The sequence below is a fragment of the Rhizobium sp. PRIMUS64 genome (assembly GCF_023006465.1).
In the GTDB taxonomy this organism is placed as follows: Bacteria; Pseudomonadota; Alphaproteobacteria; order Rhizobiales; family Rhizobiaceae; genus Rhizobium; species Rhizobium leguminosarum.
This window is the reverse complement of record NZ_JALBGX010000179.1, coordinates 1-12,061: the sequence shown is the minus strand read 5'-3', so window position 1 is coordinate 12,061 and position 12,061 is coordinate 1. Positions and strand designations below refer to the sequence as shown.

At 61.6% G+C, this 12,061-nt stretch carries 12 protein-coding genes; 6 read left to right on the top strand and 6 right to left on the bottom strand.

Annotation, left to right across the window (positions count from 1 at the left end):
* Both MOV76_RS35635 and MOV76_RS35630 read left to right on the top strand, forming a co-directional pair.
* On the top strand, positions 1-3,112 hold a 3,112-nt coding region (locus MOV76_RS35635), incomplete at its 5' end, for a tetratricopeptide repeat protein (protein WP_247266295.1).
* The gene (locus tag MOV76_RS35630) at positions 3,112-5,085 is read left to right on the top strand and encodes a CHASE2 domain-containing protein (protein ID WP_247266294.1); all 1,974 of its coding nucleotides are present in this window, start codon (positions 3,112-3,114) and stop codon (positions 5,083-5,085) included. The genes MOV76_RS35635 and MOV76_RS35630, both read left to right, overlap by 1 nt.
* 48 nt (positions 5,086-5,133) lie before the next feature.
* Here the strand turns inward: MOV76_RS35630 and MOV76_RS35625 are convergent, their stop codons facing one another.
* A complete protein-coding gene (locus tag MOV76_RS35625) occupies positions 5,134-5,673 on the bottom strand; it encodes a GNAT family N-acetyltransferase (protein ID WP_018242730.1) in 540 nt (179 codons plus the stop codon).
* Between the two features lie 44 nt (positions 5,674-5,717).
* On the bottom strand, positions 5,718-6,470 hold the full coding sequence (locus tag MOV76_RS35620) for a nucleotidyltransferase domain-containing protein (protein WP_026230657.1): 753 nt from the start codon (positions 6,468-6,470) through the stop codon (positions 5,718-5,720).
* A gap of 284 nt (positions 6,471-6,754) precedes the next feature.
* Here MOV76_RS35620 and MOV76_RS35615 point away from each other — a divergent pair, with 284 nt between their 5' ends.
* Both MOV76_RS35615 and MOV76_RS35610 read left to right on the top strand, forming a co-directional pair.
* The gene (locus tag MOV76_RS35615; RefSeq protein ID WP_018446346.1) at positions 6,755-7,450 is read left to right on the top strand and encodes a fumarylacetoacetate hydrolase family protein; all 696 of its coding nucleotides are present in this window, start codon (positions 6,755-6,757) and stop codon (positions 7,448-7,450) included.
* A 10-nt stretch (positions 7,451-7,460) separates the two neighbouring features.
* The gene (locus MOV76_RS35610; RefSeq protein WP_018446347.1) at positions 7,461-7,991 is read left to right on the top strand and encodes a gamma carbonic anhydrase family protein; all 531 of its coding nucleotides are present in this window, start codon (positions 7,461-7,463) and stop codon (positions 7,989-7,991) included.
* A gap of 51 nt (positions 7,992-8,042) precedes the next feature.
* Here the strand turns inward: MOV76_RS35610 and MOV76_RS35605 are convergent, their stop codons facing one another.
* Positions 8,043-8,753, bottom strand: a complete 711-nt coding sequence (locus MOV76_RS35605; protein WP_130717073.1) for an isoprenylcysteine carboxylmethyltransferase family protein — start codon at positions 8,751-8,753, stop codon at positions 8,043-8,045.
* Between the two features lie 226 nt (positions 8,754-8,979).
* On the bottom strand, positions 8,980-9,381 hold the full coding sequence (locus MOV76_RS35600; protein ID WP_032980478.1) for a hypothetical protein: 402 nt from the start codon (positions 9,379-9,381) through the stop codon (positions 8,980-8,982).
* A gap of 331 nt (positions 9,382-9,712) precedes the next feature.
* Between MOV76_RS35600 and MOV76_RS35595 the strand changes: the two genes are divergently transcribed.
* A complete protein-coding gene (locus MOV76_RS35595) occupies positions 9,713-10,084 on the top strand; it encodes a hypothetical protein (RefSeq protein ID WP_247266293.1) in 372 nt (123 codons plus the stop codon).
* Between the two features lie 31 nt (positions 10,085-10,115).
* Here the strand turns inward: MOV76_RS35595 and MOV76_RS35590 are convergent, their stop codons facing one another.
* Positions 10,116-10,514, bottom strand: a complete 399-nt coding sequence (locus tag MOV76_RS35590) for an ester cyclase (protein ID WP_018242737.1) — start codon at positions 10,512-10,514, stop codon at positions 10,116-10,118.
* Positions 10,515-10,603: 89 nt separating this feature from the next.
* The gene (locus tag MOV76_RS35585; RefSeq protein WP_247266292.1) at positions 10,604-11,179 is read right to left on the bottom strand and encodes a transglutaminase-like cysteine peptidase; all 576 of its coding nucleotides are present in this window, start codon (positions 11,177-11,179) and stop codon (positions 10,604-10,606) included.
* 192 nt (positions 11,180-11,371) lie between these two features.
* Between MOV76_RS35585 and MOV76_RS35580 the strand changes: the two genes are divergently transcribed.
* Positions 11,372-12,061: hypothetical protein (locus MOV76_RS35580; RefSeq protein WP_247266291.1), on the top strand; the 690-nt coding region annotated here is incomplete at its 3' end.

Below are 12,061 nucleotides of genomic sequence, written 5' to 3'. Positions count from 1 at the left end.
GGCAGGCCGCATGGCCGACGAGCGCCGCCGGCTGCTGGCTTTGCCGCCGGAGCGTCGCACCACCGAGGACTGGCTGGAGCTTGCCGAAGTGCAGAGCGCCTTCGATGGCCGGCAGGTTGCAGCCGCCACGCTTCAGGAAGTTCGGGGCCGTAAGCTGACGACCGCCCAGAAGGCCCGCGTCGACCTGATCGATGCCACGATCGCCGGCTCCGAAAAACGCTACGACGAAGCCGCAAGGCTATTTGCGGCAGCACTGCCGCATCTCGACGCCAACCGCCGGAACATGGCGCAATATGGCGGCTATTTCGCCCGTTCGCTTGCCGATCCCGCACATGTCGAAAAGCCGCCGTCATCAGCTGTCGGCCCCTATGGCGCGATCATGCAGGCCTACACCGCCGGCTTTCTGCAAAACCCGCGCGCCGCTGTCGATGTGATCAGGGACGCCGAGAAGCGTTTTCCCGACGATCCCACCCTGCCCGCGATCCGCGCCCAGCTGGCGCAGCTGATCGATGACCGCGCCCAGATGCAGGAGGCGGTGAACCGCGCCCTCTCGCTCGATCCGAACCATCCGATCGCCCTTGCCGCGCGCGCGTCTTACAAGGCGAGCTACGAAAGCGACATCGACGGCGCCCTGGCCGATCTGAACCGCGCCATCGAGCTTGCGCCCGGTGCATCAGGATCGTTGAACTCGATGGGCCTGCTGCAAAGCGCCCGCGACGCCAATGGCGAGGCCGAGGCGGCCTTCCTGAAGGCGATCGCGCTCGATCCGCAGGACCCGGTTCCCCACGGCAATCTTGCCATTCTCTATCTCGACCAGTCCAGGATGAAGGATGCCAAGCGCGAGATCGATGCGGCGCTCGCGGTCGATCCGTCCTACGACATCGCTCTCCTCGCCCGCGGCCGCTACTACCTGCAGACCGGCGAACGCGACAAGGCGCTGGCGGACCTGTTGGCCGCCAGCACCGCCAATCCGGCCCATTCGCAGTCACAGTTGATGCTCGCCGCCGCCCATTACGAAAAGGGTGACCGCATCCCCTCCGCACAGGCGGTCGACAATGCTGACAGGCTCGACAAGAACGATCCCGTCATCTCCTCCTTCCGCACCGCCGTCGACATCGACGACTACGACGCCGACGGCGCGATCCGCAACGCCCAGGAATTTCTCCGCCGCTCCAGGGCGCGCGGCGGCGACTACAGCGCGCTCGGCGCCAACCAGGATGCCGGCTCGACGCTGAACAACGCCTTCCGCCTACAGGGCCTGGACGCGTGGGGCCGTTATTATGGCGATGCCGTCTTCAGTCCCTTCGAAGGCAGCGGCTATACCGACCAGTCGATCAAGGGCAGCATCTTCCCCTTCAATAATGCGACCGATTTCGGCGACGACAATATCAGCCAGTACCGCGTCAACACGTCGAGCTTTTCCTCGCTGTTCCAGGGATTGCTGCTCGATCCGCACATGCTGTCGGGCCGTTCGCGCTCGGCAACGCTTCTGCGCACCCCCTTCATCGAAGGTTCACTCGGCGGCGGCATCAACAGCGTCGACGGCCACACGAGGCGCATCGGCGAGGCCGAGATCCAGGGCTTCTCCAACGAGACCATCCCGCTCAGCTTCTACGGCAACCTGAACTGGGAGGAGATCGCCCGCGATGGCGACTATACGGATTTCGGCGGCTTCTCCACCGAGAACAAGATCCTGAGCGGCAACGGTTATCTCACAGCGACGATCACCCCTGATGATCGTGTCGTCGCTTATTTCAATGGCGCCAAACGCGATTTAGACCTCGATACCTTGAGCAGCAATTCCCAGCTGTCGACCATTTTGAACGATGGACTGTTCATTCCCTTGCTCGGCTTCCCTCTGGCACCCGACGAATTACCGCTTTATCAGACCCGACGCGACATCATCACGACGACCAATGCCGGCATCGGTTGGAGCCACACATTTGGCTACGAAAACGTGCTGAATGCAGCGCTGCTCTATTCCGGCACGCGAACGAAGACCACCGACGAACTGGCGTTCGATTGGGAGACGGTGCCGTTCCTTGGCGGTCCCGGCACCGATATCCGCCCCTTCGGGCAGATCACCCAGGACCAGAGCTCGAAGACCTATGTCGCCGCCCTCAACCACGATATCGGCGCGGGACCCCTGACTTTCCGCTACGGCATCGAGGGCGGCTGGATCGATGCCCACAACAGCAGCTTCCTGCACATCGAGGATATCGTTCCGGGCTTCCTCGACGGCACGACGCTTGGCCCCACGGAGGCCGACAACCGCGTCGATATCGCCCGCGCCTATGTCGACATTCTGCACGAGATCACGCCTGATCTGAAGGGGGAATATGCGCTGTTCGGCACGCGCATGTCTGGCGACGGCGTCGATGTCAGCCGGCTGGAGCCGCGCTTCGGCCTCGCCTGGTCACCCGTCCAGAACCATTGGCTGCGTGCCGCCTTCATGCGTCAGAGCGTCGATACCGGCGTTCCCACTCTCGCCCCGATCGGCATCCTCGGCCTGCAGCCGAACCAGTTCTCGGTCGGCATCGAAGGTTATAGCGATACAGTGGCGCTGCAATGGGATGCCGAGTGGACCGATCGTTTCTTCACCTCGGTCGAATACCAGCACCAGGAATTGCATGATTTCTCGATCGACTTTCCGCTGATCTCGCTTCCGGCGGCCGACAGCCTGCCGCTGTCGCGCGGCAGCGTGGACCGCGCCGCCGTGACCGCCAACGTCGCGCTCGGCTATGGTTTCGGCCTTTCCGCCACTTATGCCTACATGGAATCGGAGAACAAGGACCCGCTGGAGCCGAACTACGGCGGTTCGCTGCCGTTCATTCCCCGCAACTCTGGCCAGATCGCGCTGACCTGGGTCAATGAGGCCAAGGTCAAGGCGACGGTGGCGGCCAATTATGTCGGCGAGCGCGACGGCGACGACCTCGGCACGAAACTCGACGACTATTGGAGTCTCGATGCCCACCTGATCTGGGAACCCCTGGACAAACGCATCGCGCTGGAAGCGGCCGCCTATAACCTGCTCGATGAGGATTTCGAGCTCACGCCCGGCGTGCCCGGCTGGGGCCGCGCCTTCAAGGGCACGCTCAAAGTCCGCTTCTGATGCCGGTGCGAGGCAAGCCTCGGCCGGCCGGCGGGCAAGCCGAAAGCCGTCATCTCAGGCTGCTGGTGCTGGCGCTCGCCACCCTCGTCACCATCTCGCTGCTGTCGCGCCTGCCGGCATGGTCGTTGCTGGAACTCAGAAGCTTCGACTATCTCTCGACCGTCGACGATCCACGCCCACCGCAAGGCGGGCCTGTCATCGTCGCGATCGACGAACCTTCGCTTGCCGATATCAATGCGCAATGGCCCTGGCCGCGCAGCCTACATGCCGAACTCGTCAGGCAGTTACGCGCGGCCGGCGCCCTTGTCATCGGCCTCGACATCATCATGGCCGAACCCTCGAACCCCGATAACGACGATGCGATCACCAAGGCCGTCGGCCCCGATGTCGTGCTCGCCGGCGACGAAACACTGATCGAGACGCCACAGGCTTCGCAGCTGATCCGCGCCACGCCGCTGCCGCAACTGACCGAAGCCGGTGCAGTGACCGGCATTGCCTCGATCGATCTCAGCGGCGACGGCACGTTCCGGCGTATTCCCGGCTATAAGGACGGCTTCGCCGCCATGCTGGCAAAGGCGTCCGGAGGTCCGACCGAGGTATTGTCGGCCGGCCGACTCATCCAATCCTTCGGCCCGGCCCGCAGCTATCCCACCGTCTCCTACTACCAGGCACTAGACCCTGAGAACCTGCTGCCACCGGATTATTTCAAGGACCGCGTCGTGCTGGTCGGCCTCAGCCTGCAAAATGCGCCTGCCATCGACAAGGGTGGCGTCGATGCCTTCGCCACGCCCTATACCGTTCACACCGGCAAGCTGGTCTCCGGTGTCGAGATCCAGGCGACGATCTACGACAATATCCGTCGTGGCCTGTCGATCGCGGAAGCCCGCCTGCCGCTGGTCGCCGCCTGCATCCTGATCACCGTGCTGCTTGCCGCCGCCACCGTCTGGCGCTCGACGGGATGGTTGACGATCGTCGCCAGCGCCGCGGCAGTGCTTGCCTTCGCAGCGGCGAGTTTTGCGGGTATCCGCTTTGCCCATGTCTTCGTCTCGCCACTCGGGCCAGTCGTTGCCTATGTCTCGGTCGCCTTCGGCCAGGCCGCCTTCGATTATGCCGAGGAGCGCCGCAACAAGCGGCAGATCATCCGCGCCTTCGCCCAATATATCTCGCCCGATCTGGTCCGGCGCCTGTCGAACGATCCCTCGCAGTTGAAGCTTGGCGGCGAGCGGCGCACGCTCTCCGTGCTGTTTTCGGATGTGCGTGGGTTCACAACCATCGCCGAGACGCTGAAGGACGATCCGGAGCAACTAACCGGCCTGATCAACCGGCTGCTGACGCCGCTTTCCGACGTCGTGATGGATCATGGCGGCACGATCGACAAATATATGGGCGACTGCATCATGGCCTTCTGGAACGCCCCACTCGACGATCCCGACCATGCACTCCACGCGGTCACGGCCTCGCTCGCCATGCAGGCGGCGATATCGAGCCTGAACCGTGAGCTGGAACGGGAGGCGGCGGCGCGCGGCGGCAAGCCGCACGTGCTAAAGATGGGAGTCGGCATCAACACCGGCGAATGCATCGTCGGCAACATGGGCTCGACCCGCCGCTTCGACTATTCCTGCCTCGGCGACAGCGTCAACCTCGCCTCCCGCCTCGAAGGCGCCTCGAAGAATTATGGCGTAGCACTGCTGCTCGGCGAGGAGACCGCAAGGCTGGTCGCCGGCACCTACACCGTCGTCGAGCTCGATCGCATCATCGTCAAAGGCCGCACTGTCCCCTCGCCCGTCTATACCGTTGTGCACAAGGCCGAGGCCGAAGCCCTTGCCGCCCATCGGGCCTTCACGCAAGCGAAATACGCCGGCACCCTTGCGCCATCCGACTCCGCCTTCGACAGGCTGGCCGCCGATATCCCCGAGCTTGCCCCCTATTACGCGATCGTCCGCGATGCGCTAGCTGAATCCGGCGAGGAATGACCAGCGACGACGTCTCGTCACGCCTGATAATTGCGCACGGATGTTCGTTCATAAGCCGCTCGTTTTGCCAAAGGCGTACATGTTGGTTGGCGCGCCATGCAGCATCACCTCCCGCTCGAAGTTGAAGCCACACTTCTCAAGAATACGTCTTGAAGCGGCATTGGCGGTACGAACCAATCCGATCACCCGCTCCCCATGCAGATCATCAAAGGCAAACACCAGGGCTTCCCTGACCAATTCCGTGGCATACCCCTGCCCCCAGCTTTCGGGTTGCAGATGATAGGAAAGATTGAGGCCGTCGAATTCCTTGGAAAGGGTTACGCCGCCGAAACCGATCAGCGCACCGTTCGCCTCGACGGCCCAGCGCCCAAACCCGTGATCTTTCCAATGCCCGATGTCGCGCGCAAGCCGCGCTGCACTTTCCTCGCGCGAGTCCGGCCGTGGTACCGGTCGGTGCGCGACCAATTCCGGCTGCGAAAAAAGTCGGGTCAGGAAATCGATATCCCCTTCCACGGGAATTCTGAGACGCAATCTGGCGGTACGCCTTACCGCCGACGGCAAGGCACCCTTGAATTCATACTCAAGCATCTTCCATCCAATTTTCAAAACGCGGCAATGTGACCGATACCAAACTATTCCAGGCGGCGCGCTTCCAGCGGCGCGTTCTGCCTGAATCCCTCGAAATAGCGGCCACCATGCACGGCAAGCTCTCGGTCGGCCAAAGCCAGGAATCGAGCGCCGTCACCCGCTGCCGCCAGCCCGAATGCCATGTCGAATTCGGCCGCCAATTGCGCGTCGAGCTCTCTCATCAGACGCGGCGCCCACTTTCCCCGGCCAGCCCACGCGCCACGCCCGAGGAGGATCAGGTCGGCGAGCTTCTGATAGAGCAGCGCGGCGATGGCGGCGATCTCTTCGGGCGGGCGCGTTCCGCGCAGGTCGTCGGCCAGATCGGTGACCTGATAGCGCAGCAAGTCGTAATCTACCCCGGCAAGAGGTTTCGGCCCCGCCGCAAGCATCCTTGCCGCCTTTGCCTGGATGACGCGCGCGCTGTCGATATCCGATCCCATTATACAGCCCGTCGCGACCATGTTGGCCATGATCGGATAGCCGCTGTCGGCATCCTGATGGAGATAATGCGCCAGCGTCTGCGGATCATGGACGAAGGCCTCGACCGGGAAACCGTCCTCAGTGAACGATTCCCGCCAGGCTCTTTCGAGAGACGGGAACACGACGACCAGATCGATATCCGAAAAGGCGGTCCCTTCGCCGCGCATGAGGGAGCCGGCTACATAAGTGAAAGCAGCCCCGGCAAAGCGGCTGGCGACACAGTTGCGGGCAGCGGCCAGCGCCCGCTCCGCAAGAATATGCTTCTGGATATCGTCCACGATCTCGTCCTCGAATGCGGACACGGGCGGGAACAAAAAACCCGCTCGTCTCCGGCGGGTTGGTCTTAGCAGCGATGAACGGAATTCAGTTCACGCGTCTACCACCCACCGCGGCGCGGTGGTCGTAGACGTCGTCGAAATTGCAAAAATCCTGCTCATGGCTAAGGTTAACCCGCCACCGTGAGAGCGTCAATGCACCGAAGCCGGACGCCAAGGACGGCTTTCCCGGCGCGATGTTTTCCGTCTAAGATGGCGCAAGACTCGTAAACAGGAAGAACCCGCCAATGTCCGATCCCGTCACCGTTATCCCGCTTCCGCAACCGGTGTTGCTGCCGGTCGAGGGCAGCGCCGAGCGTTTTCCGGTGCGCCGCGTCTATTGTGTCGGGCGCAACTATGCCGACCATGCAATCGAGATGGGCCATGATCCCAGCCGCGAGCCGCCCTTCTTCTTCCAGAAGAATGCCGACAACCTGCTGCCGGCGGGCAAGGCCTTTCCCTATCCGCCGCTGTCGAACGACGTGCATTACGAGGTCGAGTGCGTGCTGGCGCTGAAATCGGGTGGCGCGAACATCGAGGCCGCCGACGCGCTCGACTGCATCTACGGCTATGCCGTCGGCATCGATTTCACCCGCCGCGACCTACAGGGCGAGGCAAAGAAGCTCGGCCGTCCCTGGGAAGTCGGCAAGGCCTTCGAACATTCCGCCCCCGTCTCGTCGATCATTCCGGCAAGCCGCCTCGGCCACCCCGCTGAAGGCAAGATCTGGCTGGAACAGAACGGCAAGCGCGTGCAGGATGGCGATCTCAACCAGATGATCTGGAAGGTGCCGGAGATCATCTCAGAACTGTCGAAGCTCTTCACCCTCGCACCGGGCGATATCATCATGACCGGCACGCCCGCCGGCGTCGGCGCGGTGGCCAGGGGCGATCGCATCAACTGCGGCATCGACGGCGTCGCCACCCTATCGGTCGAGGTCGTCTGAGGAGAAAGCGATGCCCGTCTACGCACTTGGCGGATCGACGCCGAAACTGCCCGCCGCCGGCCTCTATTGGATCGCACCGGACGCCAATATCATCGGCCAAATCGAGCTCGGCGAGAATGTCGGCATCTGGTTCGGCGCCGTGCTGCGCGGTGACAACGAGCCGATTACCGTCGGCGAAGGCACCAACATCCAGGAAGGCGTGATGGCCCATACCGACATGGGTTTCCCGCTGACGATAGGCAAAGACTGCACCATCGGCCATCACGCCATCCTCCACGGCTGCACCATCGGCGACAACACGCTGATCGGCATGGGTGCGACCATCCTGAACGGTGCGAAGATCGGCAACAACTGCCTCGTCGGCGCCAGTGCGCTGGTGACCGAAGGCAAGCAATTCCCCGACAACTCACTGATCGTCGGAACACCTGCCCGCGCGGTGCGCGTGCTCGACGAGGCGGCAATCGAAGCCATCCGCCGCTCGGCAAAAAACTACGTCGCCAACTGGCAACGCTTCGCGCGCGATCTCAGGCAGATCGGTTGATAGGATAACGCGAGGCTGGTGGTCAGGCGCCCTTTGCGCCCGCCAAGGCGTTCACCACACGCCCGGAATCCAGCGCCAACGCACACGCGCCATGTAGTCCGCATAGCCTTCGAGGCCCTTGCGCAGTTCGGCTTCCTCGCCGAGCGTGCGGCCGAAGAGGACGATAACGAGCAGGCCGGCCGGGATCAGCGCGTAGAGCGATCCAAGCGACAGTGCCATGCCGACGCTGAGCACGATAGCGGTTGCGTATCCGGGATGGCGGATGGCGGCGTAGGGTCCGGTGTCGACTACCTTGTGGTCGCGGTCGGTCTGGATGCGCACCGTCGGCTCGAAATGCCGGTTGACGGATTGCGCCCAGGTTAGGCCGAGATAACCTGATGTCATCAGGAGATAGCCGATGAGGACGATCCAACCGGGCTGCGGCGCCCAATGGAAACGCCCATCGTCGAACGCGCCGACCGGAAGAATGGCGGCAAAGAGAATGATTGTCAGCGTCGCCACCACCGCGTCCCAGGGCCTGGTGCCTTTCTGATATCGGCTGCGCGCCGCAAACAGCTCCGGATTTGTCCGCCAGATCCAGACGATCGCGACACATGTCAGTGCAAGGAAGAGGCCGAGAAAGATCCAGCCACGCGGCCAGTCGAGCGTACCGGCCGGCCAGAATAGCGCGGCAAACATCACGGCAATGGTGATGGCGAGCGAGCCGAGCGATGGCGCCGTCGCTGCGAACGAGTGATTGGGCCGAGTGTCTTGCTCTGTCATGACCGCTTTCCGTTCAACCTGGAACAAGCTGTCTGCATCCCAACGGCTGCCGCCCGAGTCTAACACTACCGCACCGGATTGAGGAGACGGAACGCTCCCCAATGGCAGCGTAGCGACGAAAGCTGCCTTGATCGCAGCGACGCCTTTGCATCCAGGATTCGAGATGTCGGAGAAATTCTGCCGTTGCCGCAACAACGGCTCAGGGCGGATTTCGGTAAAGAGCCGCCTACTCGGCAGCTTCCAGAAACTGGCTGTTTCGTGAGGAAGAGGCAAGAGCCTGAACTCTGGCTTCGGCCTTGGCGATCAGCTGATAAAATTCGTCCTGCGCTTCGACATCCAGTTGAATAACGGCATTGACGTCGTCGGGCGTATCGCAAACGCAGGCGACCGCCGAAATGGGACAGATGCCGCCGGGATAACGCTTGCCGGTGCCCGTATAGGCGCGGCGGCCCCAACGCTCGGAATAGACCGTCTCTTCCCGCTCGAGCTGCAGGATCGTTCCCTTGCAGGCGGTCACGATAGCCGCCTTGCCGTAAGCGAACCAATGATAGTTCAGCCTCCGGAGAATATATTTGCCGGTGATATCCTCGCCAGCCAGTTCGGCAGGGTTTTCAATCATTCTAATCATGACGGCTTCCTCAACGTTTAAACAATATCCGTCATGTCTTCGCGCGCAGCAAGTCAAAAAACGCTGCTTTTGGAGACACTTAGTCACAAAGTGTTTCCGATTCTTACATTAACCACCCGCCGAGCACCCCCTTGTGCACACAATTCTTCGTCGAATTTTCCGCAACCTGCTACCGATTTCGTCATTGTCCGAGGTGGCAGTCACGTCAATGTCCCCTTGTGTTTTTCGGCGCGGACTCGATATGTCTCCCTGACTGGCCCCAAGACCGCGCCGTTTTTCACCCCACGAAACGGCCGGCTGTTTCGCCAGTTGGTCCCCGCAGGAGAATTTCATGGTCGACGCGATCAACCCCATCTCCGCCACCGCCCCGTCCGAACCCACCAAGGTCGGTACCAGCACCTCGATCGGCTCCGAACCCGACAATGCCTGGGTCGCTGCCCGCCAGTCGCAGATCACCGCCGATCAACTGGCAGCGAAGAGGGCCGTGGAGAAGGAAGCCGCAAGCGATCTCATCCCGCACGCGGATCTGATCGTCGAAAACGAGGCGCATCCGCAAAAGCGGCACGGGCATTCGGCATTGGAAGAAGGGGAAGAGGCTGGCGAACAGGCGGAAGAGCCGGTCTTGTCAGGCGAAAGCGACCGGATCGGCACTCGCAATTTCGACGACGACACGCCCTTCGGTGAACGCGTCGCCATCATCTGATCAAAACGCAGACCGGAAATCGTCCGCGCGATCAATTCGAGCCCGCGAGCTGGGACTCGATCGCCGCCTTGTCGATGACCGACCAGACCTCGACGATCTTTCCGTCACGAAATTCGTAGATCACGTTCTCGCTGAAGGCAACGCGCCTGCCGTTCACATCGAGGCCGAGGAATTTTGCCTTCGGCCTGCAATCGAAGCCGAGCCGGCAGGCTATGTATGGCGGATCGCCAAGGAGCATCAGCACCTTGAAATAAAGATCGGGAATCTCATCGAAGTCTCGCTCGAGCATAGCGACGTAACCCGACAGCCCGAGCCGGCGGCCATTATGAACCGCATCGTCGCCGACGAACTGCCCGAGATTGGTCCAGTCCTGACTGTTCAGGCAGGCGATGTAGCCGCGGTATATCTCCGCGAGTTCGGTTTTCGTCACCCGATCGTCCCTGGCTTGCGCTCTGCGGCAAAGATAGCGCCAGGATCTGCACTTGCCAGCGGCGAGCGCACCGCCTTGAGACTTTCAGTTCAAGAGAACTCACCTGCGCGGGGACCAGCAAGCGTCACGCGCCAGCCCGTTCGCGATTGGAAATCCTGAGTGGCCAGAAACGTATAGCCCGTCGTGCGCCAGAGCCTCACGGCACTGGTCAGATTGTCGAGCACATAATCGCCGCCGTCCGTCCGGGCAATCAGAACGACATGGTTTTGATCGTGCGGTCCAATCACGACGGAAAGCGCCAACCGGTTCGATGGAAAACCAGCTTCGATCAGGTCCTTCATCTTCTGGAGAGCGTAGTCCTCACAGTCGCCACGGCCGGCAACCGGCAGAGACCAAACATCCTTATTTCGGGAAGACGGGCGATCTTCCGCGGGAATGATACGTCCATTTACGGCACGATTGACCTTTTGAAGAAGCGCTGTTCCTGCCTGATCATTCAGCTGTTGCGCCGCCATCCTGCCGCACAGCCACTTGTACTTGGCGCAGGCTGCGGCGAATCCCACGGGTGCGCCGATGCTTCGCGTCACAGGAAGCGATGATCCCGCAACAGCTTGAAAATGCAGAAGAATGAATAAAAAGCCAGCGAGCGAAAAGAGGCGCTTCATAGCCGATTCCTTTTATTTATTGCGAGACGATAACATAGGCGAAATAAAAATTTAGTAAAATTTTATACTTGCGAATTTAACTGTATTATACGAATGAGACAGATTAACCATTATCTATTCTTCGGGTTAATTGATTGTTAGTATAAGAGTTCTCCCCATTAACATTCAGTTAACCTTGGGAGATGGATTGAAATGATCAGCAGAGCAGCGAAATTCAGCGTCGCCGTTGCTTCCCTTCTGGCAAGCAGCAGCTTGGCAACGGCAGCCCCGGCAGTCGTCAATTGCAAGGCCGCAGTTCGCGGTACACTCGAATACAGACTGTGCATGCCGACCAGAGCAATTCAGTCCGATAACAGGTTCAGCCCGAACGATAACGATCGCGGCAGCCCAAACATTGGCGGCGGCAAGAAGACATCCAGCACCGGCTCCCTCGCCAGCAATGGGAATGATGGCGATAATGGTAATGGTAATGGTAATGGCACTGGCAGTGGCAGTGGCGACGGCAATGGTGACGGCGACGGCGACAATGGCGGAAAGGACGATCACGGCGGCAAGGGCCATGATCATCACGGCGGCGGCAAGGGCGGGAAAGATCACGGGCACGGCAAGGACGGTCCGGGCCACGGCGGAAAAGACGATCACGGCGGCAAGGACCGCGATCATCACGGCCACGACAAGGGCGGAAAAGATCACGGTCACGGCAAGGGTGGCAATGACGGTCCCGGCAAGGGCGGTAACGACGGCCCAGGCAAGGGCGGCAATGACGGTCCCGGCAAGGGCGGCAACGACGGCCCAGGCAAGGGCGGCAACGACGGTCCGGGTAAGGGCGGCAACGACGGCCCAGGCAAGGGTGGCAATGACGGCCCTGGCAATGGCGGCAAC

Bases quoted from the DNA above. Each gene is read 5' to 3' on its own strand.
- MOV76_RS35630 (WP_247266294.1), top strand. From the start codon at position 3,112: ATGCCGGTGCGAGGCAAGCCTCGGCCGGCCGGCGGGCAAGCCGAAAGC.
- MOV76_RS35625 (WP_018242730.1), bottom strand. From the start codon at position 5,673: ATGCTTGAGTATGAATTCAAGGGTGCCTTGCCGTCGGCGGTAAGGCGT.
- MOV76_RS35615 (WP_018446346.1), top strand. From the start codon at position 6,755: ATGTCCGATCCCGTCACCGTTATCCCGCTTCCGCAACCGGTGTTGCTG.
- MOV76_RS35610 (WP_018446347.1), top strand. From the start codon at position 7,461: ATGCCCGTCTACGCACTTGGCGGATCGACGCCGAAACTGCCCGCCGCC.
- MOV76_RS35605 (WP_130717073.1), bottom strand. From the start codon at position 8,753: ATGACAGAGCAAGACACTCGGCCCAATCACTCGTTCGCAGCGACGGCG.
- MOV76_RS35600 (WP_032980478.1), bottom strand. From the start codon at position 9,381: ATGATTAGAATGATTGAAAACCCTGCCGAACTGGCTGGCGAGGATATC.
- MOV76_RS35595 (WP_247266293.1), top strand. From the start codon at position 9,713: ATGGTCGACGCGATCAACCCCATCTCCGCCACCGCCCCGTCCGAACCC.
- MOV76_RS35585 (WP_247266292.1), bottom strand. From the start codon at position 11,179: ATGAAGCGCCTCTTTTCGCTCGCTGGCTTTTTATTCATTCTTCTGCAT.